This is a genomic window from Bacillus cereus group sp. BfR-BA-01350 (assembly GCF_022663775.1).
Lineage (GTDB): Bacteria > Bacillota > Bacilli > Bacillales > Bacillaceae_G > Bacillus_A > Bacillus_A paranthracis.
The window spans coordinates 213,975-238,562 of sequence record NZ_JAKUGD010000006.1; the positions used below are offsets into that span (position 1 = coordinate 213,975).

A 24,588-nucleotide genomic window follows, 5' to 3' on the forward strand; every position below is an offset into this window, starting at 1 on the left:
TGAACCATTCTTGTAAATTCCTATGCATCAAGCAGAACATTCGTTTCGTTTTTTCTACTATTAAGTAGGGAAAACTATCGTTCTATTCTTTTTTTTCTTCCGCTTCTAATTCTTTCGTATATGCCCCTACTTCTAAGTCAATTAATACCTTTTTACCCGGCTCAATTGTTTTTAAGATAAGTGGATAGGTTTCCATACGCTTTGCGAAATTTTGAATCGTTGTGCTTACTTCATACCCTTCATTCATATATAAGGTAAGATGGTCTTCATTCGCATTCGTCGGTGAATAACGAATTTCAGAAATAGACCTTAAAATAGTTGGTGTTAATTTTTCAAGCTCAGCAATTAACTCCTTCATCTTCTCCTCTTTAAAAGGTTCAAAAATTGGCGCTGCAACAGGAAGCTTTCCGTTCGGGAGTACATCAAGTGTTTTCCCATTCTCTAATAACGGTTGTAATTTCCCATCTTTGTTTATATAACCAATCGTTAAATATTCTTCAATATGAACGTCAATTTTATTTGGAAAACGTTTCTTTACATTTACTGCTTTAATTTCTTTTCGTTTCGTTAAGTTTTCTTCTGCTTTATGTGCTGTCACCCGGAAATAACTTGTATCATACGTCACACCTGATTCCTTCATCACTTGTTCATCTGTCATATAATGATTTCCAAACACACTTATCTTTTTTATATTGCTAAGCGGAGATCGAAAATAAATTAAAAAGAGCACTAATAAAAATAAAATTGATATGTATAAAATCAACCGATGATTAACATTTTTCTTCTTTTTCTTCTGTTGATTTTTTAACTTTGGTACACGATCCTGTAGTTTAATCACTTTACTATTTTTCATGTACGATCCCCCTACGTAACATAAAGAACGGCATGTTCCTCATGCCGTTCTTATCTTCTTATTATAACATAAATGATAATGAGCGGAACGAATAACCGTTATCTTCCAATGATTTCTACTTCTGTATGCATTTCTACGCCAAATTTATCCTTAATTGTTTGTTTTATTAATGCAATTAAAGATAAGACATCTTGCGCGCTGGCTCCCCCAGTATTAATAATAAAATTTCCATGCATTTCAGAAATTTGAGCTCCACCTATTTGATAACCACGAAGCCCCGCCTTTTCTATTAAATCTCCTGCAAAGTATGGAGTTGGATTCCGAAACACACTTCCTGCGCACGGATGATTCCATGGCTGTGTTTCACGACGGTAATCTTTATTCTTTTGCATAACACTTACAATTCTCTCACGCTCACCTATTTGTAATTGAAACTCAGCCTCCAAAACAATACCAGGACGTTTCGTTTGCAATACAGATGTACGATAGGAAAACTCCATTTCTCCATGCGTTAACCAGTCAATTGTTCCGTCTTCAAACAAAATAAGAGCTTTTGATAATATGTTTGATATATCCGAATTATGTGCTCCTGCATTCATATACACTGCACCGCCAACACTTCCTGGAATACCACTTGCGAACTCCAGACCGGCTAACCCTTGCCGACTAAGTAAAGTTGATAATTTAATTAGGGGATACCCACCACCAACTCTTACTCTATGTTTTTCGACTTCTAAGTGGTCTAATCCTTCTCCTAAACGAATAACGACACCTTCTATACCTAGATCAGATACAAGAAGGTTCGAACCGCGACCAATTACAGTCCACTTTGTTTTATATTTCTTTACTAACTGCAACGTTTTTTCAATACCGGCAACATGCTTTGGCACAATTAAAATATCAGCTGGTCCACCTATTTTCATAGTTGTATAACGTGCTAACGGTTCATCCACTAACACGCGACCAACATTTGCTTCTATAAGCTCATTTACTAATTGCTCCATAAACAATCTCCCCCATACTAAGCATCCTTATTACAGTAGTATGCAGGGCGTTCACCTAACGTTATTTTTTTACAAGCTTATTCATTACTTCATACAACTTATTTGCTGCATCTGGAATACCTAATTGCCCAGCAGCAAGCTTCATATTTTGTAATGTTTGTGTATCTAATAAAATCTCGTCAATATCACGAATAAGCGTTTCAGCTGTTAAATCTTTTTCAAGCAACATTTTTGCTGCTCCTTTATCGACAACAGAACGTGCATTTTTTTCCTGATGGTTATTTGTTACATAAGGACTCGGAATTAACACACTTGGCTTACCTAACGCTGTTAATTCTGCAAGTGTTGTTGCTCCAGCCCTTGAGACAACAAGGTCTACACCTGTAAGTACTTCTGGCATATTATGAATGAAAGGTTTAATAATAACATTATTTGGGTTCCCTTTTTGCTTCACTGCATCCATCACTTTGTCGTAATGAACTTCACCTGTTACATACAATATTTCGTAACTTTTATTTCCAAACTGTTCAATTGCCTCTACGAAAGCATCGTTAATTGGTCTAGCCCCACGGCTGCCACCAAAAATAAGCACGGATTTTTTAGGAAGAGATAAACCTACTGAACGTTTTCCTTTCATTCCATTTTGATCCATTACTTCTGACGCTCGTGGGTTTCCTGTCATGACCACTTTTGACTGCGGAAAATGTTCTGCAGCCGCTTCAAAACAAACTGCAACTTTATCAACATAGCGGCTTAAAAATTTATTCGTTACACCAGGTACACTATTTTGTTCATGTACAATAGTTGGAATACCTAATTTTGCCGCAGCATATACAACAGGTCCACATACATATCCACCTGTTCCAATTACAATATCTGGATTAAAACGACGAATATATCGTTTACTATCTTGTACACCTTTTAGGAAACGCATCACCGTTTTCACGTTATCTAACGATATTTTACGCTTAAATCCACTTATAACAATAGATTGAAACGGTATACCTGCTTTTGGCACGATTGTGCTCTCTAATCCATTCTCCGTACCAATATATAAAAACCTTGCTTCCGGATTTAATTTTTTTATTTCTCTTATTAAAGCAAGAGCCGGATAAATATGACCTCCAGTGCCCCCACCACTTACTAATACACGCACTACTAACTCCTCCGCTTCTCTTTTTCTTATTACAGTCGTATTTATTTCTATATACATATTGTTTCTTCGTACACATACGAAAAACCCTGTCTTATAAAACAGGGTTTAGTAGCGAGAATGGCGACTTATATTTAATAATACACCTACTGCCATTAACATTAATGTCAAACTTGATCCACCATAACTTAAAAACGGCAAAGTAATACCCGTAACAGGCATTAATCCTGTTACAACACCAACATTAATCATTACTTGAATCGCAATCATCGCCACAATACCTACTGCTAAAAACGTACCATATAAATCTGGCGCTCCTAAAGCTATACGAATCCCACGCCATAATAATAGACTAAATAATAATAACACAAATGAACCACCAATAAAACCTAATTCCTCGGATAAGATTGCAAATATAAAGTCTGTTTGCGGTTCAGGTAAATAAAGAAACTTTTGTCTACTTTGTCCAAGTCCAAGCCCGAATAATCCTCCCGGTCCAATTGCAAGTAACGATTGAATAATTTGAAATCCACTTCCAAGCGGATCTGACCACGGATCTAAATATGATGTAATACGTTTCATCCGATACGGTGCTGATGCAATTAGCCCTACAAATCCTGCTACACCAAGCAAACCAAACATTGCAAAGTGAAAGACCCTTGCTCCCGAGATAAATATCATAATGATACATGTCCCGACCATTACCGTTCCTGTACCAAGATCTGGCTGTAACATAATCATTCCGAAAGCAAGAAATACAAAACCTAGAGCTGGTAGTAAACCACGTTTAAAAGAGGTAATTAATTTTTGTCGTTCCGCTAAAAATTTCGCTAAGAAAATAATCATCGCAAACTTCATAAATTCGGACGGTTGAATGGAAAATGCCCCGATTCCAATCCAACTTCGCGCTCCTCCTCGAACAAGACCTACTCCAGGAATAAGAACGAGAATAAGAAGAATGAAGCAAACTAGCAAAATTACTTTTGAATACGTACGCCACACCCAATAATCAATTTTCATAATAAAAAACATAGCCACTACACCAAGACCTGCGAATAGCAATTGCCTTTTTGCAAAAAAGAATGAGTCCCCCATTTTATAAGAGGCCCAAACCGCACTCGCACTATAAACCATAATCATTCCGATTGTTAACAACGCAAGTGTAACGATGATGAGAATAAAATCAGGCGTTTTCTTCATTACCCATAAACACCACCTCTTTAGGCAGAAACTTTTGCCCTATGTAACAAAACATCAGTAGGTGTTAGCCTACTGATGTTTTGATTTACTTTATATAAGTTTATGCACAGCTTGTATAAAAATGTCTCCTCTTTCTTCAAATGTTTTAAATTGATCCCAGCTTGCACATGCTGGAGAAAGAAGAATTACATCGCCATCTGTAGAATGAGCATAAGCTTTCACTACCGCTTCATCTAAAGTATCGACACTTTCAATTGTATCTAGTCCCGCTTTTTCTGCAGCTCTTACTAATTTTGGAGCGGTTTGTCCAAATGTTACAATCGCTTTAACATTTTTGAAATACGGGATTAAATCATCGAACTCATTCCCACGATCAAGCCCACCTGCTAATAACACAGTCGGTTGTGTAAACGCAGATAAAGCTTTCTCTGTCGCTAACATATTCGTTGCTTTTGAGTCATTATAAAACTTACGGTTGTTTATAGTTGTTACATATTCTAAACGATGTTTTACACCTGTAAAACGTTTTAACACCGCCGTAATCGCTTCGTTAGAAACACCCAATAATTTTGCGATACTCATCGCTGCTAAAATATTTTCTAAATTATGTTGACCCGGTAAAACGATATCGTCTACTTCAATAACTTTTTCACCTTTAAAATAAAGAGCATTATCTTTTATACACGCACCATCTTCAATTTCTTTCGTTGTTGAGAATAGTACTTTTTGACCTTTACTATAAGCAGATAAAGCCATCACATCTGCATCATCTGCATTTATTACACTATAATCATTTTCTGTTTGGTTTTTAAAAATATTTGCTTTTGCTAAACCATATTCTTTCTTCGTCCCATGATAATCTAAGTGGGCCTCAAATAAATTTAAAAACGCAGCAATTTTAGGTTGGAACAATTCTACTCCCATCAATTGGAACGATGAAAGTTCTGTAACTACAACTTCATTTTCTTTCGCATCCTGTGCAACTTCACACGCTACAGTTCCAATGTTCCCTGCAATTACCGGATGCTTCTGTCCTTCTTTTAGCATTTCAAATGTAAGCATTGTCGTCGTCGTTTTACCGTTAGATCCCGTAATCCCAACAAATGGTGCTTCTGAAATACGATATGCTAATTCAACTTCTGTAACAATTGGAATTTGCTTTTCTTTCGCAGCAACTAATATTGGATTAGAATACGGGATTCCTGGGTTTTTTACTACAAGAGAAATATTTCTCTCTAATAATTCTAACGGATGACCACCGCATACAACGTCCATTCCTTTTGCTTGTAATTCTGCAGCAAGTACATTATCTGCTAAAGGCTTTCCGTCATTTACAATAACATTTGCCCCTAACTTTTGTAACAATGTAGCTGCTGCATAACCACTTTTTGCAATGCCTAATACAAGAATATTTTTATTTTGAAATTCAGTTACAGTTTTCAATTACATCCACACCCCGATATAAATTCCTAACACAGCTAATAAAAATCCTACAGACCAAAACGTCACAACAACACGCCACTCTGACCAACCACATAATTCATAATGATGGTGTAATGGACTCATTTTAAAGACACGTTTTCCTGTTGTTTTAAATGAAATAACCTGAATAATAACAGATAAAGTTTCCATTACGAATACTCCGCCAATGATTACAAGTAGCAATTCTTGTTTTAATAAAATTGCTACAGCTGCAATGGCTCCACCTAAAGCTAAAGAACCTGTATCTCCCATAAACACTTTCGCTGGATTCGCATTGAATACTAAAAATCCAAGTACAGCTCCTACAACCGCCATACAGAATATCGCTACTCCAAATTGCTCTTGCGCTACAGCAATAATACTAAACGCTCCAAATGCAATAGCAGCTGTTCCTGATAATAAACCATCTAAACCGTCAGTTAAGTTAACTGCATTTGATCCACCAATAAGCATAAATAGTACAAGTACAAAATACGCCCAACCTAATTCAAACTTAACATCCGTTCCCGGAATCATGATGTATGTGTGGAACGCTTGCCCTTTTCCAATTAAAAAGAACGCAATAGCAATCACAAGCTGACCTACTAATTTTTGTTTTGATGTTAAACCAAGATTTCTCTTCTTAACTACCTTTATGTAGTCATCTAAAAATCCAATCAATCCGTAACCAAATGTTACTAATAGTAATAACGAAACTTCTGCACCTAAATGATTAAACTTAATCGCCATAATAAGTGAAGTTACCATCATAGATACATATATGACAATACCACCCATTGTCGGTGTCCCTGATTTTTTTTGATGTGACTTTGGTCCCTCATCTCGAATACTCTGTCCGAACTTTAATTTTCTTAAAAACGGAATAAACAATGGCGAAAGGGCAACAGAAATTAAGAATGCTACCCCAGCCGTTACTAATAAACCTTGCTCAAGCACATGTAGTCCTCCTCTCACGTTGTTACTCTTCGTTGTTTAAACGCTCTGTAATTGCTTCTTTAGCGACTTCACGATCGTCAAAATGATGAACATCTTTACCAATAATTTGATATGTTTCATGACCCTTACCAGCAATAATGATGATATCTTCAGCTTTTGCGTTAGCAATTGCATGGTATATCGCTTCTTTTCTATCAATAATTACTTCATAATTATTTCCATTTGCACCATGTACCATATCATCTAAAATAGCTCCTGGCTCTTCACTTCTTGGATTATCTGAAGTGTAAATGGCGTGAGTTGCATATCGTGTTGCAACACTTGCCATGATTGGTCTCTTCGTTCTATCTCTATCACCGCCACAACCGACGATGCAATATACGTCACCTTTTGCAAACTGTTTTGCTGTTTTTAATACATTTTCTAAGCTATCTGGTGTATGTGCATAATCAACAATAACTGTATAATTTTGTCCACCATCAACTACTTCAAAACGTCCTGGAACTCCAGCTAGTTCCTTTATTACATCAATGATTGTTTCTAAACTTACACCAGAAACAAGTCCTGCCGCTGTCGCAGCTAGTACGTTATATACATTAAATTTCCCAATTAATTTCATCGTAACATTTACACTCTCATACGGTGTTACAAGCGTAAATGTAGTTCCACCACTTGTCATAACGATATCTTTTGCCATAACATCACTTGTTGTATCAATTCCATACGTTACAACAGTTGCTGCAGTACTTCTCATATATTCCGCTGTTACAGCATCATCGTTATTCAATACCGCGTATTTTTCACGATTATGATTATAACTATTGCCAAGTTGCGCAAATAGCAACCCTTTTGCATGCTTATATTCTTCCATCGTTTTATGATAGTCTAAATGATCTTGTGTTAAATTTGTAAACACTGCTACATCGTAATCACATCCGTGTACACGGCCAAGATCTAAAGCATGTGACGAAACTTCCATTACTGTGCTATCCACACCGTGTTCAACCATTTTTGCAAACGTCTGTTGAAGTGTTAGTGCATCTGGTGTTGTATTTTTCACCTCAAATGTTTCATCACCGATTTTCATATTAATCGTTCCAATTAGCCCCGTTTTATGACCATGTGCGCGCATAATCTCATCCATAATATGCGATGTTGTTGTCTTTCCATTTGTACCTGTAATACCGATTAAATGTAACTTGTGTGTTGGTTGACCATAAAAATAATCAGCTAAAACCGCTAACGAACGAAAAGTATTTTTCACAAGTACAACTGGAACGTCAACATCAATTGGTCTTTCCGCAACAATAGCAGCCGCTCCTTGTGCCGCTGCTTGCTTAGCAAAATCATGGCTATCAACCGTATATCCTTTCATACATACAAATAAGCTTCCTTCTTTCACTTTACGTGAATCAGCTTCTATAGATGTGATTTCTGGATTTTCTTTTGGAACAACTGGAAAATCATGCAAACATGATACAAGTGTATGCAACTTCATTTCACTAAACCCTCTCTACATTGTGTATTTATCTCTTTTATTAATAAGCAACACGTTACCTCCTAATTATGTACAATAGGAGGTAAGTGCTACTCTGTCTAATAAATAGACCTATTTATAACCGAGACTCTTGCGGTCTCAAATTAAGTAACTCTTCTATAAAGAACTCACTTCCACCAATTGTACCATAAAACGTACTAGGTTACCTTTAATTCCCGAAGTAAATTCTAATTTTTGAGCCTTCTTTCACTTTAGCTCCTGCTTCTGGGGACTGTTTAATGACTTTCTCTCCATCTCCGCTTATATCAAGCTTCAAATCGACGAGTTGCGTCTGTAAGTCTTTCTTTTTCATACCAATTAAATTCGGAACTTCCACAGTTGGTGTATCGCCCCATTTATATTCTCTCTCAACTTGTTCTTTTCTCGGTTTCACTCCCATGACAGGAAGTGCATCCCGCAAAATATTCCCAACAATTGGAGCTGCTACTACTCCACCAAATTGCGTTACACCTTTCGGATTATCAACAGCAACATATACAACAATTTCTGGATCATCTGCTGGAGCAAAACCGATAAAAGATACGATATAATTATTCTCTAAATATTTACCATCTTTCACTTTTTGGGCCGTACCTGTTTTTCCGCCTACACGATACCCATCAATAAAAGCACCTTTACCAGATCCCTTTGCTACAACATTCTCTAATGCATACCGAACTTTTTCTGAAGTTTCCTTGGAAATAACTTTTCTTTTTTCCACAGGTGTCTTTTTACTTACAACTTGATTGTTTTTCGGATCAATAAATTCTTTAGCTATATACGGTTGATACAATGTTCCACCGTTTACAGCTGCTGCTACCGCCGCCACTTGTTGAATTGGCGTAACAGAAACACCTTGACCGAATGAAGTTGTTGCTTGCTCGACTGGACCGACTTTGTCTAAATTAAATAAAATCCCACTACCTTCACCTTGCAGGTCAATTCCGGTTTTTTGTCCAAAACCAAAATTACGAATGTATTTAAATAATCGGTCTTTACCAAGGCGATCACCCAGTTCAATAAATCCTGGGTTACAAGAGTTTTGAACTACTTCTAAAAACGTTTGGCTACCGTGACCTCCTGCTTTCCAGCATTTCAATCTAGCTCCACCAACTTCAGCTGCTCCATCATCATAAAACGTATCTTTCTCTAAGTCTACTAAATTTTCATTCAAAGCTGCGGCTAACGTAATGATCTTAAATGTTGAACCTGGCTCATACGTACTCCATACTGGTAAATTTCTATTATACACTTCTGGAGAAACACTTTGAAAATCTGCTGGATCAAAGCTCGGCCGACTCGACATACCTAAAATTTCACCATTTTTCGGATTCATCGCAATTGCAATCATACCATCTGGATTATATGTCGACTCTGCAATATTCATTTCTCTTTCCATAATTCTATTAATACGTGCATCAATTGTTAAGCCTAAATTCAAACCAGCTTCTGGTTTTTTGAAATCATCACCAACATTAGGCATCCTTTGTCCTTTTGCATCTGCAAAAAAACGCACATGACCTTCATCACCATTTAGTTCTTTATCATAGTATTTTTCTAGTCCCATAAGACCTTGGTTATCACTACCAGCAAACCCTAACACGTGTGATAAAAAGTTACCAAATGGATAGTACCGGATAGAGTCCTCTGCGATATAAACACCTTTCAAACTTAATCCTCTTACCTCTTTCGCTTTATCATGTGATATTTTCCTTCCACCTTTATCTAACCTTACAATCGATTCTTTTTTTGTAATCCTCTTATAAATCTCATCTTTTTCCACACCTAATACTGCAGCTAACTTCTCTGCAGTCTCTGCTGGTTTTTCAATTTGCCTCGGTACAACAAAGACAGTTGGAGCACTTTTATTCGTAGCAAGCTCCACACCATTTCGGTCTAAAATCTTCCCACGTTCAGGTTCAAAAGTAATATTACGACTCCATGAATCTTTCGCACGATCCGTTAACATATTTCCAAGAAAAAATTGCACATATCCAAGACGAATATCGATGATAGTGAAAATAAGTATACCTGATATAAGTATAAAAATAAGTCGTTTTCTAACTGTTACATTTGATACACGCATATTGGAACAAGCCTCCCTTACGCCTAGCTTGTTCCAATATATGCTTGTACTTATTTAATTAGAACTTCTTCTCTTTTACCATTACGGCTTTTCTGCTTCTTGTTGTGGTTCAAGTGGCGGTACAAGTGTTACACCTAACTCTGTACCAGGTTGTAACAATGTTCCTTCTGGCACACTTTGTTCGGTTACGTATCCGGTACCAGTAGGTTTTAAGTTAAGCTTTAATGTTTTTGCTAAATTCATAACATCACGAAGTGCCCAGCCTTGTATATTTGGCATTGTAGGTTTATCTCCCACTAAGAAGACTCGGTCACCCTTCAATGTTTGTTCGGTTGCTTTCGGTACTTGTTGCTGCACTTTTCCTTCACCTAATACAATCGGACGAAGTTTTGCTTTATCAATAGCTTTTTTCGCTTCTTCCATCGTTTTTCCGGTTACATCTGGAACAGCAGTTTGTTGCTCTTTCACATATTTCTTCGGATTTTTCACTTCATTAGGCTTAATCTTTAAATACTCTAAACTATTCTTCGTTACATATTTAAAAATATCAGCTAAAGGTTGTGCGCCGCTCTCATCATCTTTCAATTTCGGCTGTTTAACAGCTACATACACAACAAGTTGCGGATCGTCCATAGGTGCCATACCTAAGAATGAGAATATATAATTCTCTCTTCCCGTCATATAGCCTCCTTTTCCATCCGGAATTTGCGCTGTTCCTGTTTTACCACCAACTGAATAGCCATCGACTTTATAAGCAGTTCCTGTTCCTTTCGGCGATGTAACAACGCGTTCTAATAACTGTCTTACTTGCGCTGCTGTCTCTTTTGTAACCGGTTTACCCACTTCTTCTGGCTTATGTTCTAATTTTACTTCCCCTGTTATCGGATCTACAATTTTATCAATTGTATAAGGTTTCATCATTTTCCCATCGTTGGCAATAGCAGTTGCAGCTTGTACAAGCTGAATTGGTGTTACAGTAGAACCTTGTCCAAAAGCTGTTGTTACTTGCTGTATTTGCTGATCGAATAAAATGGTATTTGAACCTTCACCAGGTAAATCAATATTCGTTTTTTCATCTAATCCGAAAGCATGGATATATTTCCGGAAACGGTCTGGACCAAGTTTTTGATCACCTAAAATAGCAAACGCTACGTTGGAAGAGCGCTCTACACCTTCATCAAATGTGATAGATCCCCATCCAGCACCGCCATTATGATCTTTTATTTTGCGGTTCCCGACTTGATATGTACCAGACTGGTAATAATCTTGTCCCTTATACACGCCTTCATTAATAGCTGCTGCTAGCGTGAAAATTTTCATTGTTGATCCAGGTTCAAATGCATTTGCAATTGCATCATTATAATAATACTTATTATTTTCCTGGTTCGGATCATAACTAGGTTTACTAGACATCGCTAATATTTTCCCTGTTTTTGAATCCGCAACAATTCCTATTAAGCTTTCTGGTTCATAATGTTTACTCGCTTCTTTCATTGCGTCTTCTAGATAACTTTGAATACGTTGGTCAAGCGTTAAATAAACATTATCTCCATTTTTAGGTGCCTTTACATTCACTTTTCCACCGTCAAGAGATACTCCTCTACGGTCACCTGTATAAGCTACTTTTCCATTAGCAGCACCTAAATACTTATCCAAACTCTTTTCTAAACCAAATCGTCCTATAGCAATTCCTTTATCATCAGGTCTCGCATGACCTACAACATAAGATGCGAAATCACCATTTGGATACACTCTTGCATTTTCTGTAATAAAAGATATACCTGGCAATTTCAATGCTTCGATTTGTTCCTTCTGTTCTTTCGTCAAGCCCTTACCTAAATTCCCAAATTCTACTTGACTTCTACCTTCTTTATTTAACGTATCTAAAATCTTCTTTTCATCTTTTCCGAGTACGCCCGCAATTTTCTTGGCGGTATCTTCTTTATTCTCAACCGGCTTCGCACCTTTTAGTTCCGCTACAAGTTTATAAGAGTTTGCATCTTGCGCTAACACATGACCGTTTTGATCATAAATCGTCCCGCGATTTGCTTCGAGAACTCCTGTTTTACTATGTTTTTGCTGAGCGAGTTTATCCAAATCCTGATTATGCACTGTTCCTGTCGCTTGTATGTAAAAAAATCGGGCTAATAACAGCAAAAAGAGCAGGAGGAATAAAATCATAAAATACCCTGCTCCCTTATTGGTATGAAATTTAGTCATATTTCTCTTCATTTTCCCTTCACACCTATTGCCTTATTTGAGGCCTTTCACATTATTCGCATTAATTTCTAGCCCGTGTTTTTTTGCAACTTCAGCAATTCGTTCATAACGACTTAACTTCTCTACTTCAGCCTGTAACTCTTGATTTTCTTTTTGCTGCTGTACAATTTTTTGTTCTATTGTCGCAGCTTCTACATTAACTTGATAAAGGCCTGCTTTATTTCCAATAAACGCTACACAGGCATACAATAAAAAGCCAATAAACGCTACATACAACAGTTTTTCGATTCTTGTAATCTTCGCTTTAGCTTTCGGCTGAACCATCTGCTGTGGGGGCGTTTGAATCTGAACCTCTTCTTGCGCTTGTTGCTTGTACTTTACAGCTAAGTTACTCATACCTCTCTCCCCTTTTTATCGTTTTTCAGCGATTCTCAATTTCGCAGAACGCGCTCGATTATTTTCTTCTAACTCTATATCAGAAGGTAAAATCGGTTTTCTTGTAATAAGCTTTAATTTCGGCTTAAATTCATCAGGAATAATTGGTAATCCTGGTGGCAATTGTGGCGTTGTACTATTTCGCTTAAACGTCGTTTTACAAATACGGTCTTCTAAAGAATGGAATGTTATAACGCTAACTCTTCCGCCTGGCTTGACCATCTCAATTGCAGATTCCAACGCTTCTTCAAATACTTTCAATTCATCATTTACCGCAATACGGATCGCTTGGAACACTCGCTTCGCAGGATGTCCACCCGTTCTACGAGCAGGAGCTGGAATACCCTCTTTAATTAGTTCTACTAATTCCCCTGTCGTTTCAATAGCTTTATTCTCACGATACGCTTCAATTTTTCTTGCTATTTGTTTTGAAAATTTCTCTTCGCCATACTGGAAGAAAATTCTTACAAGTTGTTCATATGACCAACTATTTACAACATCATAGGCTGTTAATGGGGCATCTTGATCCATTCGCATATCTAACGGTGCATCATGATGGTAACTAAAGCCACGCTCTGGTGTATCTAATTGCGGGGATGAAACACCTAAATCAAATAAAATACCGTCTACTTCTGTTATACCTAATTCCTGTAGTTTTTCAGATAGGTAACGGAAATTACTCTTTACTGTTATGAACTGCTCACCGTATGAAGAGAATTTTTCTTTCGCATTTTGAATTGCTATCTCATCTTGATCAAACGCGATTAATCTTCCGCCTTCAGTTAATTGGGATAATAAATAAGAACTATGTCCTCCTCCCCCCAGTGTACAATCTACATATGTACCACCTGGCTTTATATCTAAGCCATCTACTGTTTCCTTCAAAAGCACTGTTACGTGATTAAACATTGTTGCACCTACTCTTTTTCCAATTAATTATGTTGAATGTATCTCCTCCTCTAAACGCATATTTCACGACTAGAGAACGAAATACTATGAAAGAACGACTCATTTAACTTGCCTACAAAGGCAGCATACTATACAAATCGCCATTTTCTTTTATTATATACTAAATTTTATCATCTTTTGCGGGAATTTAAATAAAAAACTGTCGAAAAAGATAATAATACGTTTACATTTTGTGCTATTTTGTCATATATTTAAGTATCCTGCATAATTACGATATTAGCTTTTTTAAAATTAATAATTCAGAAAAATTTCACTTCACAGTAAATTCAACGGAATAAAAATAAAATCCTGCTCCTAAGAGCAAGATTCTATAGTTTTATAACGTGATGTTTTCCATTCCAAGAGAACGGTTTTTCCATTACACGATCAACGAAATCTAAACCGAACTGATTTAAATAGTAACATACATTCCACACACGCTCTTGTGGCGCTCCCAATGGGCGTAGTGCAAATTGTATACGACGGAATTTATTTAGTTCCACTTCATGTTTTTTCTCAACATTTCTTTTCAACATTCTTTCCAACAGTTCAATTTGTTCATTAATTTTGAACTCGTTTTTCCCTGCAAACGAACTTAATCCAGGATCTATTTTCTTCACAAACTGTTGTAATGACTTATGAATATCAATTATTTCTTTTTTCGCCTCTTCAAATCGTTCATCTATCGGTTCCTCTATTTGATTAGATAGCCAGTTTTCACGCAACTTATCTACGTTATTTAAAAACGGGTCACTCTCTTGCAATTGTAAATCGTGTAAATCTGTCGCTATATCCCTCTCAATATAAGTAATTGTAATACGAGGAACGACAGGCGGCATTCGGAAGCCGATAGTATGGAAGACTTGTTGTAATTCACTCCAGTAAGCTAATTCCCCTGGACCTCCAATAAACGCCAACGTAGGAAATACATACTCCTGCATAAGAGGGCGCGTTACAACATTATTACTAAAGCGCTCTGGGCTCCTTTCCATCTCTTCAATCAATTCCTCATATGAAAAGGAATACGTCCCATCCTTCCCAACAAACTTCCCTTGATTATCTTCAAGCAACACTCGCTCATTATCAATTTCCATGAATATATGTACTGCATTAGACTTTGTTTCAATAATTGGCTTATATCCTAATTCTTTAATTACTTCCTGTTGGTTATGAAGCCCCTCTTGCACTTCTTTATACTTACTTACAATTTGTTTAAAAAACGGCACTTCTAATTTTCTTAATTCAGGATGATGCGAATCGACAAGAATTAAACCAGAATTCATGAACATTTTCATAATAAGGTGACCAAAGAAATCTACATACGTATTCGATTTCCCTAAAGAATCATCAATAAATCGCAGTACATCCTTTGTAAAATTCGTTTCAGGGTATGTTTTAAAAATTTCTTCAATCCACTTTCTACAGTCTTCCAAAGAAAGCTCAGACTCTGAAGCACTTGCCTTTTTCGGATTACGATCATGAAAAATGGTCTTTTTTATTTTTTTATTCTTCGTTACAAAAGTATGATTAATTTCATCCATATCATGGTCTTCACCAGCAATCCAGAAAACAGGAACAACTTTAACGCCTAAACTTTCTTCCTTTTCCTTCGCAAGCTGTAAAACTGAAATAATTTTATGAATCGTATAAAGTGGCCCAGTTAATAACCCAGCTTGTTGTCCAGCTATAACAACATATGTATCTTCATCTTCAAGCGCTTTTACATTTTGAATGGTAGCTTCTCCCGCTTGTAATTTTGTATTATATTCTAATAAATGCGCTACTAAATCTTGACGGAAAAACTCCCTCTCACGCAAATCTTGTACACGCTGTTTAAAAGCATCTTCTGTTAACATATAATCAAAACACGACTGTATCTCTTTTTTACCGTTCATATAGTCCGCTACAACACCTTGTTGCGGAACAGAGATTTCTTTTATCTCCATATAATTCTTCCTTTCGTATCCTGTTCTCTCACCAATCCACATTGTAGTCAATGTTTCACGTAAAAGCAAAGAATTACACTTATACTTTTACTTCTAACCCTTTTATTGCATCGAACAAAAATTGAAGTGTCGGAACGGATCGTTGCTGTTTCTTAGCTTCTTCTAATACATATCCAACAATCGCACCAATCTCTGTTTGTCTATTCGCCCTTACATCTGCCAGCATAGATGATGTATTATGAGATGTTCTTTCACATACATGACGTACCATTTCCCATACCATTTCTTTTTCTTCTTTAACGAGAAAAACGACTTCGTGGAATACTTGCTCCATCATCTGGTAAAAAAACGGGTTCGTGATCAATTCTCCGTTCTTGACCTGTAATAATGCCGTCAATGGATTGATACATACATTCACTACTAATTTTTTGTGCATAACATCCTTCCAATTATCTTCTATTCGAATTGGAAAATGCGGAAAAGGAAAGCAATTAAATATTTTTTCAAAATGTATAGACCGACCGCGCACGATTCCAAACTTCGTTACACCTATCCCTGTATGATAAACGATATGTCTTTCTTCTTTTTTCGCACCATGCTCTACAATTCCAACTGCAATATTTTCATTCTCTATTTTCTGCATAGCATGAAGGTGTGACATTCCGTTTTGCAAAAAGACTACTGAGGATTTCCCTCGCACAAAAGGTAGTATGTCAGTTATATGATATTGCTTAACAGCAATAAATATATAATCTAGCTGCTGGTCTAGCATACTTTCTATTGGTAATACTGGCGGGAATACTGTTTCACGTTTCCCCTCCCTAATACAAGTTACACCCGTTATATTTAATTCGTCAGCCTGCTTAGCTGTCCTTGTAAACAACGTAACATCTTGATTACTTTTTTGTAAATAAAATGTATACAATAGACCAATAGCTCCCGGTCCCACAACTCCAATTTTCATTTTCACACAAGGAACTCATTTGAACACGATACATAAGTCCCTTTTCCCCTCCTCTTTTATTCCGCGAATCCCCGATTCATACGGAATCATAATTAACTAAAGATGATCAAATGCCACCCCTTCTTTCAATATGTATATACTACTTATTACTATGCTTCTACTCTTAGTTTAGCAAATCCTCAAAAAAATAATAAAAGAAATACACTATCATCTTCATAAAAATAAAAAAATGAGTTATAATATTATTATAAATATTTTCACTTTTCTGCATTCAATGAGACAAAAAGGATGTGATGTTATGGGATTCCCAAAAGTTGAGCGCTTGCTCATCAATTATAAAACATTAGACGAGTTTAAAAAATTTAAAGGCTGCGGAGCTCAAGAACTATCCATGTTAGAAGAATTACAAGCAAACATTATTGAAAACAATAGTGAATCTCCATTTTACGGTATTTATTACGGCGGATCACTCATTGCACGTATGAGTCTATACATGAAAAGGAACGGCGGGGAACCATTCGAAATTACAGGTACTTACCTAGAACTTTATAAACTTGAAGTATTACCAACTTTCCAAAAACAAGGATTCGGAGAAATGCTTGTAAATTATGCGAAGGGACTGCAGTTCCCAATTAAAACGATCGCACGTATCCATTCAGCTGGTTTTTGGGATAAATTAAATTTCCAACCCGTGTCAGTACCTGATGGTGATTTTTACGTTTGGCACCCAGAAACAAATTTGAATGCGGTTACAAACGAAGAGTCTGCATAAGAAATAAAAAAAACAGCTACATAGCAGCTGTTTTTTTATTTCTTTAACTTCTCTAATTTCCCATTCGAACGAGCGCTATTTCTTTCCGCTACCATTACACTTCTTTTTTGATCGATATAATCAAGCAATGTTCTATATTCTTCCTCATATACTGATAATCGCTCCAACAGGCTCTCTTTCTCTGTTTGTAACGATTCAATTTGCTGTTGCAACACCACTAAAGAGTTTTCATCTTTATAATTTTGCAAGAAATCAATAACATCATTCAATGTAATTGACGTAGGTTCTAATACCTTCGTCTCTTTCACTTCATAATTTTCCACTTTACGCAGTTGCTTCGCTTCTTCAATACGTTCTTTGTATTGCTTTCTAACGTAAGAATTCCATCTAAAGCCACATGCTGCTGGTGTACGAGATAAATGTCTTCCCACTTCTTTAAAGGCAGATAATTGCGTTCCACCTTCTCGAATATGCCGGAGTACTACTTCTGCCAGAAGCAAATCTTCATCATCAGTCCAAGCATCTTGTCTTGTTGTCGCCATCTCTCTAGTCCTCCCTATGCATTTTTTATTAAACATATGCAGTTACTAGAAAAGATAGAATACAACAAATGAAGAATAAGACAAAAAAAATAAACGTAGAAGATATCTTCTACGTTTATTTTCCCGCAATTACTTGCTGATTACTTCTTTACCTTTGTAAGTACCGCATGCTTTACATACACGGTGAGCTAATTTCGCTTCACCACAGCTTGGGCACTCTACCATACCAGGTACTGATAATTTGAAATGCGTACGACGCTTTCTTTTTACTGTTTTAGAAGTTCTTCTAAAAGGTACAGCCATTCTTCCCACCTCCTTAAAAGAAATAGTTATTTTCATATGAAGGCCTGAACCAGTCTTCCGATTATTTGTCAAAAAACTTTGCAAGTCCTGCCAATCTTGGATCAACAGGCTTTTCTTTGTCTTCTTCCGAAATCACTTGCCAGTCTTGACCTTGCGTCGGTGCTCCACCAGAAACATCATCACTGAAAATTTGCATTGGAATCTCCAAAAGTATATTTTCCTTGATTACGGGCAGTAAGTCAAGTACTTCTCCTTCTAAACAATGAATTTCAGCTTCAGTTTCAAATTCTTCTTGTGAAGTTTGGAACACCTCAGTTGTTTTAATGTCAAATGGTAATGTCACATCTACTAAAGAGCGAGAACATGGTAAAACCATGCTTCCAGTTATATGTAGATGGAACGTAAACTTACCGGAGCCAAAATCAACTCTTCCTGTTACGTGAACAGGATTAATTTCACGAATATCTTTCTCGACCTCTTTTAGCTCACTTACATCTACCATCTCATCCAATGTCAATCCTTTATTTCTCAATTTATTCAATTGATGGATGGACCATTTCATATCATATCACCTCAAGGCAACAAACAAAATTATAGCTAGCCATTTTATATTTGTCAATGTTTTTTCTTTACACTATAATGAAGTCATCATAGTAAATAATATATAGAGTATCACGTTTTTCAAAAAGATGCTACATCGAAAGGAGAGATTACCATAAAAGCCAGTGGTATTGTTGTTGAATATAACCCTTTTCATAACGGTCATGCTTATCATGTGCAACAAACAAAAAAGTTAACACACTCTGATATTACAATCGCTGTTATGAGTGGCCCTTTTTTACAACGTGGTGAGCCAGCACTCGTATCCAAATGGTATCGTACCAAAATGGCCTTAGCATGCGGTGTAGACCTCGTTGTAGAGCTTCCTTATGCCTTTTCAACGCAAAAGGCCGAAACCTTTGCAAATGGCGCTATTTCTATTTTAAACGCCCTACACGTTTCTGAAATTTGTTTCGGCAGTGAAGATGGACAAATCGAAAATTTTTATAACACCATCTCTGTGCAGAAAAATGAAGAAGAGACTTTTAATCGTCTTGTAAAGCAATTTATGAACGCAGGTAATAGTTACGCAAAAGCTACATCTGAAGCTTTCCTACACATTTTATCTTCTGAAAAAAATATAGACATGTCACAACCAAATAACATTTTAGGCTTCCAATACATAAAAGCAATTCTAATGCAAAATAGTTCTATGCAAGCACAAACGATAAAAAGATTCGCATCTCATTATCATGATGAAACATTTAACGACCAACATATTGCAAGCGCAACGAGTATTCGCAAACAACTTTTTAGTGAAAATAGTTCCTTTACAGAAATTGAGCCTTTCATCCCAAAAGCGACTGCTTCTCTTTTAGCAAGTTATAAACAAAACTACGGGACATTACATAATTGGGAACAATACTTTTCATTTTTTAAATACAAACTTATGACAATGTCTCCAGAAGACTTACGACATATATATGAAATTGAGGAAGGTTTAGAGCATCGTATTTTATCAAAAATACAAACCAGTTCCTCCTTCCATTCATTCATGGAAGCGTTAAAAACGAAACGTTATACGTGGACTAGATTACAAAGAGCTTGTACACATATTTTAACAAATACAACAAAAGAAGAAATACATTGCACAAATATAGAGCAACATGCACCATACATTCGTCTATTAGGCATGTCACAAAAAGGACAAACGTACCTTTCAAAAAACAAGAAAAAAATAGAGCTTCCAATCCTTACCCATACAAAAACATTTGACCATCCTACTTTACACATAGATCGAAAAGCCAATTCTGTATATTTCTCCATCATACAAGAACCATTACGAACACAACTACTAAAACAAGATGCAACACATCACCCAATTCGTTACGATGAAACAACTGCAAAATTCCTATAAAAAAAATCTCTCTGAAAAAGAGAGATTTTTTTATTTATTGCCCATTTTTTCCAAATACATTAATGCATCATCCAACGTATCAACTGGCACAACTTTCATTTTCGTTTTAATATCTTTCGCAGCCTCAAGTGCATCTTTATAATTCGATTTCTCCGCACCTTTTTCATTTGGTGCAAAGAACACTTCAGCACCAGCATCACTTGCAGCAACCACTTTTTGCTGAATACCGCCAATCGGGCCAACTTCTCCCTTTTCATTGATCGTCCCTGTTCCAGCTATTTCATGCCCTCTTGTTAAATCATCTTCCACCAGTTGATTATATATTTCTAATGTAAACATTAGGCCTGCCGATGGTCCGCCTATTTCATGAGAGTCAATTTTCACTTTCGGATCTACCACTAATTCTCTTTCCGTAACGATAGAAACACCTATACCAACACGTCCATTTCCATTCGGAATAGTCTTTACATTTAAATTTTCTTTTAACTGTTTCCCATCCCTCTTGTACTCAATATTTACTGTATCTCCTTCTTTTTTCCCTGTCATATATTCAATAAATTGTTCTGTCTTTTCAAATGTTTTTCCGTCGACGGCAATGATAACATCTCCAAGTTTAAGCTTTCCTTCTGAAGGCATCCCTTTCGCTACACCAGCAACCAACACACCTTTATTTTCAAAAGAAACAGTACGATTTGCACGTTTATAAGCATTATAAATCGCTGCATTTTGCGAATCTTTCATCGCATAATTTTGGCGAAATTGATATTCTTCATCACTTTCACCTTTTTGCAATATTTCTTCCGCTTTTGAAATATGTGTATATTTATTAAACTGTGCCGCTATTAAATTCACTACATTTGCCGGTCCCATTGAAACCGTAACAAGCATAAAATCACCTGATTCTTTTGTTCCCCCTTCAACTTGAACGTAAGGCTCTAATTTGGCAGCCATTCCTGGTTTCGTTACATAATACGGCAGGCGTACATAAACAAGTAACATTGCCAATATAACCCCTATTAAAATTGCATATATAAACCGAAAACGCTTAAACATTATGTTTCTCCTTCCACTGCTCAATTAATAAATGAATATTTGCAACATGCTTTTCCGCTTCTACCTCTCCAACTCGAATAATGTCTTCAATGTTTGTAAAAGCCCGGGAACTAAATTGTTCTACAGCTGGTCGCATCATTAAATCAGATGCAATTTGCCGATTTATCACAAGCTCATGTTGCATAATTTCAATACTCTGCATAATTACATCATAAATAGACGTAACCTCTCCATTTACTTTAATCGGGGATACATCAACAGCAATGACAATATCGGCACCTAACTCTTTCACAACCGATACTGGGATGCGATCAATTACTCCGCCATCTACCAATAATCGTCCATCTATTTTCTCTGGCACAAACACTCCAGGTACAGAAATACTTGCTCTCACCGCCTCTGCAACTGGACCACTTGTAAAAACTACTTTTTCCCCCTTTAAGATATCAGTAGCCACAACAGCCGTCGGGATATCTAATTCTTCTAAATTTTTATTATATGTAAACATTTTAATCATATCTTTGACACGTTTTCCAGAAATAAATCCCATTTTCGGAACCGTAAAATCTAAATAATATTTCCTCTTAAAAACATTTGCCAGTTTATACAGTCTTTCAACGTTTGAACTAGCCGCATAAAATGTACCTACTAAAGCCCCCATACTACTTCCTGCAATCATATGAATCGGTATATCATTTTCCCTTAAAACCTTTATAACACCAATATGAGCAAAACCTTTTGCGCCCCCAGATCCAAGAGCTAAGCCAATTTTCGGTTCGTTCACTTTTCTCACCCTTTAATTTTTTTCGTTCCTTTTTCATACTTATGGTCTAAATTCACTACGTATCCACGTATACTGAAATGAACGTTTTTTGGGACAAAGGGGGATTTACTTACATGTATGAAAAATGGAAAACGGCTTTCCTTACCATATCAACACTTTTTTTAACCTTTTCTCTTGTACTCCACCCCCAAGCTGCTTTACAAGCTTCCATTCGAGGGTTAAATATATGGTGGGAAGTTGTATTCCCTTCACTTTTACCGTTTTTCATCATTGCCGAACTTCTCATTAGTATTGGTGTTGTAAAATTTATAGGCGTTATATTAGAACCACTTATGCGACCACTTTTCCGCGTTCCAGGAATAGGCGGATTTGTTTGGGCAATGGGAATGGCTTCAGGCTTTCCCGCTGGCGCCAAATTAAGCGCTAGACTGCGCAAAAGCAATCAGCTAACACAAATTGAAGCAGAGCGCCTCGTATCTTTTACAAACTCATCCAATCCACTTTTTATTTTTGGCGCTGTTTCTATCGGTTTTTTCAATAATCCGAAATTAGGAATCGTATTAGCTGCTGCACATTATGTAAGTAATTTTGCTGTCGGGTTACTGATGCGTTTTTATGGCAATAACAACAGTTCCACGCATGATAAACATGTTACTAAAAAACACCCTTTTCAAAACCCTTTTTCAATTCTACACGAGACACGTATGCAAGAAAAAAGACCAATAGGAAAATTACTTGGGGACGCTATCGTTTCTTCTATTCAAACGCTACTTATGATTGGTGGATTTATTATTTTATTCTCTGTTTTAAATAAAATGATTACTGTATTTCATATTACAGCAGCCCTTTCTTTTATTATGCAACATATTTTATCATTCTTCCAACTAACTACTGAATTTAGTATCCCAATATTATCTGGCATGTTTGAAATGACACTTGGAAGCCAAATGATTAGTCAAATAACTGAAACACCCCTCCTGCAGCAAGCTATGGTAACAAGCTTTATTTTAGCATTTAGCGGCCTTTCTATTCAGGCACAAGTCGCTAGCATATTAGCTGAAACAGACATTAGATTTAAGCCCTATTTTTTCGCACGAATTATCCAAAGTATTCTTGCCCCTATTTTTACTTTTATATTTTGGAAACCATTTTATGAAAAAGTAAGCTCTTTTTCACCTATGCAAAAAGATATCCCTGTCTTTTTATCGAATCATTCTTCTATTCTGCATGAATTTTGGACATCTTTTATACACTACGGACCGATATTTACATTATTTTGCTTATATGTATATGTCATCTTATTATTCTTTCGGAGCAACAAAGAAAAACCCCGTTCACTTTAACGGGGTTTGAAACTTTTCTTTTAAAGCACGTTCTACAACAGGAGGTACAAGATCTACTACACTTCCTCCATATCTCGCAACTTCTTTCACAATGCTCGAGCTTAAAAATGAGTATTGATTGTTTGTCATAATAAAAAAGGTTTCAATATTTTCATCTAACTTTCGATTCATAGAAGTAATTTGCATCTCATATTCAAAATCAGAAACTGCTCGTAATCCACGTAAAATCGCGTTCGCATTACGCATTTTTGCATACTCAACTAGTAGTCCACTATGTGAATCTACTTTGACATTAGGAATATCCTTTGTTGCTTCTCGAATTAAATCTAAACGCTCTTCCACTGAAAAGAACGGTTTTTTTGACGAGTTGTTTAAAACTACTACGTATACCTCGTCAAATACTTTTGCTCCCCTTTTAATAATATCCAGATGCCCAAGGGTAATTGGATCAAAACTGCCCGAAGAAATAGCTATACTTGTCATTCCGTCCCCTCACCTTCATACTTATAAATCGATATCGCTGTAATGCCATAATTTTCAGCTCGCACTTTTACAAGTCTTCCTATAGCCTCAGGTAAAACTACATCATTACCATGCTCCGCCATAATTAAACCATCGTTATGTAGTAATCCATGTTGATCCATTACACTAATTAAAGATACAATTTTTTGATCTTTATATGGAGGATCAATTAATATAAGATCAAATGATATTTCACGTTTTATAAGTGCTTTTATCGCACGTTCTGCATCATTCCGATATACTTCAGCTTGTTCCTGTATTCTACAACTTTCTAAATTTTGATGGATTACCTTTATCGCTTTATTGTCTCGATCAACAAAAATTGCTTTATCAATCCCTCTACTTATAGCTTCGATTCCAAGACCACCGCTACCACCAAATAAATCAAGAGCGACACCCCCATCAAAATAAGGGCCTATCATATTAAAAATGGATTCTTTTACTTTATCAGTCGTTGGACGTGTTGTATTACCTGGCACCGCTTTAAGTGGGTGTCCTTTACATTTTCCTGAAACTACTCTCATCTGTTGTCACTACCTTTATTTCAA

The 24,588-nt window shown here is 36.4% G+C and carries 23 protein-coding genes; 3 read left to right on the plus strand and 20 right to left on the minus strand.

Annotated features, from left to right (window positions below):
• Positions 1 to 82 precede the first annotated feature (82 nt).
• The 13 genes from divIB to panE form a co-directional block, all read right to left on the minus strand.
• On the minus strand, positions 83 to 853 hold the full coding sequence (gene divIB / locus MR147_RS15770; protein WP_000798224.1) for a cell division protein DivIB: 771 nt from the start codon (positions 851 to 853) through the stop codon (positions 83 to 85).
• 98 nt (positions 854 to 951) lie between these two features.
• Positions 952 to 1,857, minus strand: a complete 906-nt coding sequence (murB, locus tag MR147_RS15775) for a UDP-N-acetylmuramate dehydrogenase (RefSeq protein ID WP_074606284.1) — start codon at positions 1,855 to 1,857, stop codon at positions 952 to 954.
• Positions 1,858 to 1,918: 61 nt separating this feature from the next.
• Entirely contained in the window at positions 1,919 to 3,013 is a 1,095-nt protein-coding gene (gene murG, locus MR147_RS15780; protein WP_074606286.1) for an undecaprenyldiphospho-muramoylpentapeptide beta-N-acetylglucosaminyltransferase, read from the minus strand.
• Positions 3,014 to 3,118: 105 nt separating this feature from the next.
• Positions 3,119 to 4,210 (minus strand): stage V sporulation protein E, encoded by a 1,092-nt coding sequence (gene spoVE, locus MR147_RS15785; protein WP_000753510.1) that lies wholly within the window; start codon positions 4,208 to 4,210, stop codon positions 3,119 to 3,121.
• A 90-nt stretch (positions 4,211 to 4,300) separates the two neighbouring features.
• Positions 4,301 to 5,653, minus strand: a complete 1,353-nt coding sequence (gene murD, locus MR147_RS15790) for a UDP-N-acetylmuramoyl-L-alanine--D-glutamate ligase (protein WP_074606288.1) — start codon at positions 5,651 to 5,653, stop codon at positions 4,301 to 4,303.
• Positions 5,654 to 6,628: a phospho-N-acetylmuramoyl-pentapeptide-transferase gene (mraY, locus tag MR147_RS15795; protein WP_000893058.1), complete on the minus strand. Its 975-nt coding sequence runs from the start codon at positions 6,626 to 6,628 to the stop codon at positions 5,654 to 5,656.
• Between the two features lie 22 nt (positions 6,629 to 6,650).
• Positions 6,651 to 8,126 carry a UDP-N-acetylmuramoyl-L-alanyl-D-glutamate--2,6-diaminopimelate ligase gene (murE, locus tag MR147_RS15800; RefSeq protein WP_074606290.1) on the minus strand — a complete coding sequence of 492 codons (1,476 nt, stop codon included), beginning with the start codon at positions 8,124 to 8,126 and terminating at the stop codon, positions 6,651 to 6,653.
• 208 nt (positions 8,127 to 8,334) lie between these two features.
• A complete protein-coding gene (locus tag MR147_RS15805; RefSeq protein ID WP_001266227.1) occupies positions 8,335 to 10,251 on the minus strand; it encodes a stage V sporulation protein D in 1,917 nt (638 codons plus the stop codon).
• Between the two features lie 81 nt (positions 10,252 to 10,332).
• On the minus strand, positions 10,333 to 12,483 hold the full coding sequence (locus MR147_RS15810) for a penicillin-binding protein (protein WP_472927054.1): 2,151 nt from the start codon (positions 12,481 to 12,483) through the stop codon (positions 10,333 to 10,335).
• Between the two features lie 21 nt (positions 12,484 to 12,504).
• Positions 12,505 to 12,867, minus strand: a complete 363-nt coding sequence (gene ftsL / locus MR147_RS15815) for a cell division protein FtsL (protein ID WP_000067081.1) — start codon at positions 12,865 to 12,867, stop codon at positions 12,505 to 12,507.
• Between the two features lie 15 nt (positions 12,868 to 12,882).
• Complete coding sequence (rsmH, locus tag MR147_RS15820) at positions 12,883 to 13,815, minus strand: 16S rRNA (cytosine(1402)-N(4))-methyltransferase RsmH (protein WP_000481789.1); 933 nt, start codon at positions 13,813 to 13,815, stop codon at positions 12,883 to 12,885.
• Between the two features lie 368 nt (positions 13,816 to 14,183).
• Positions 14,184 to 15,800, minus strand: coding sequence for a bacillithiol biosynthesis cysteine-adding enzyme BshC (gene bshC / locus MR147_RS15825; protein ID WP_074606295.1), 1,617 nt, complete (start codon positions 15,798 to 15,800; stop codon positions 14,184 to 14,186).
• A 79-nt stretch (positions 15,801 to 15,879) separates the two neighbouring features.
• On the minus strand, positions 15,880 to 16,770 hold the full coding sequence (panE, locus tag MR147_RS15830; RefSeq protein ID WP_242304521.1) for a 2-dehydropantoate 2-reductase: 891 nt from the start codon (positions 16,768 to 16,770) through the stop codon (positions 15,880 to 15,882).
• Between the two features lie 292 nt (positions 16,771 to 17,062).
• Here panE and MR147_RS15835 point away from each other — a divergent pair, with 292 nt between their 5' ends.
• Entirely contained in the window at positions 17,063 to 17,536 is a 474-nt protein-coding gene (locus tag MR147_RS15835; RefSeq protein WP_000506707.1) for an N-acetyltransferase, read from the plus strand.
• A gap of 35 nt (positions 17,537 to 17,571) precedes the next feature.
• Here the strand turns inward: MR147_RS15835 and MR147_RS15840 are convergent, their stop codons facing one another.
• From MR147_RS15840 to MR147_RS15850, 3 genes are all read right to left on the minus strand, one after another.
• A complete protein-coding gene (locus MR147_RS15840) occupies positions 17,572 to 18,078 on the minus strand; it encodes an RsfA family transcriptional regulator (protein ID WP_000246478.1) in 507 nt (168 codons plus the stop codon).
• Between the two features lie 129 nt (positions 18,079 to 18,207).
• Positions 18,208 to 18,381 (minus strand): 50S ribosomal protein L32, encoded by a 174-nt coding sequence (gene rpmF, locus MR147_RS15845; protein ID WP_001984764.1) that lies wholly within the window; start codon positions 18,379 to 18,381, stop codon positions 18,208 to 18,210.
• Between the two features lie 61 nt (positions 18,382 to 18,442).
• Positions 18,443 to 18,943: a YceD family protein gene (locus MR147_RS15850; protein ID WP_000872145.1), complete on the minus strand. Its 501-nt coding sequence runs from the start codon at positions 18,941 to 18,943 to the stop codon at positions 18,443 to 18,445.
• 213 nt (positions 18,944 to 19,156) lie between these two features.
• On the opposite strand from MR147_RS15850, the gene MR147_RS15855 reads away from it, so the two are divergent.
• Positions 19,157 to 20,338: a nucleotidyltransferase gene (locus MR147_RS15855; protein ID WP_242304523.1), complete on the plus strand. Its 1,182-nt coding sequence runs from the start codon at positions 19,157 to 19,159 to the stop codon at positions 20,336 to 20,338.
• Positions 20,339 to 20,368: 30 nt separating this feature from the next.
• Here the strand turns inward: MR147_RS15855 and MR147_RS15860 are convergent, their stop codons facing one another.
• Together MR147_RS15860 and MR147_RS15865 are read right to left on the minus strand one after the other, a co-directional pair.
• Positions 20,369 to 21,391: a SepM family pheromone-processing serine protease gene (locus tag MR147_RS15860; RefSeq protein ID WP_000476307.1), complete on the minus strand. Its 1,023-nt coding sequence runs from the start codon at positions 21,389 to 21,391 to the stop codon at positions 20,369 to 20,371.
• Complete coding sequence (locus MR147_RS15865; protein ID WP_074606300.1) at positions 21,384 to 22,175, minus strand: patatin-like phospholipase family protein; 792 nt, start codon at positions 22,173 to 22,175, stop codon at positions 21,384 to 21,386. The genes MR147_RS15860 and MR147_RS15865 overlap by 8 nt, the downstream gene beginning before the upstream one ends.
• Positions 22,176 to 22,288: 113 nt before the next feature.
• Here MR147_RS15865 and ylbJ point away from each other — a divergent pair, with 113 nt between their 5' ends.
• A complete protein-coding gene (gene ylbJ / locus MR147_RS15870; protein WP_000273104.1) occupies positions 22,289 to 23,518 on the plus strand; it encodes a sporulation integral membrane protein YlbJ in 1,230 nt (409 codons plus the stop codon).
• Here the strand turns inward: ylbJ and coaD are convergent.
• Together coaD and rsmD are read right to left on the minus strand one after the other, a co-directional pair.
• Positions 23,510 to 24,001, minus strand: coding sequence for a pantetheine-phosphate adenylyltransferase (gene coaD / locus MR147_RS15875; protein ID WP_000200598.1), 492 nt, complete (start codon positions 23,999 to 24,001; stop codon positions 23,510 to 23,512). The two genes, ylbJ and coaD, sit on opposite strands and share 9 nt — an antisense overlap.
• Entirely contained in the window at positions 23,998 to 24,564 is a 567-nt protein-coding gene (gene rsmD / locus MR147_RS15880; RefSeq protein WP_001266987.1) for a 16S rRNA (guanine(966)-N(2))-methyltransferase RsmD, read from the minus strand. Before rsmD ends, coaD begins: the two co-directional genes overlap by 4 nt.
• Positions 24,565 to 24,588 lie beyond the last annotated feature (24 nt).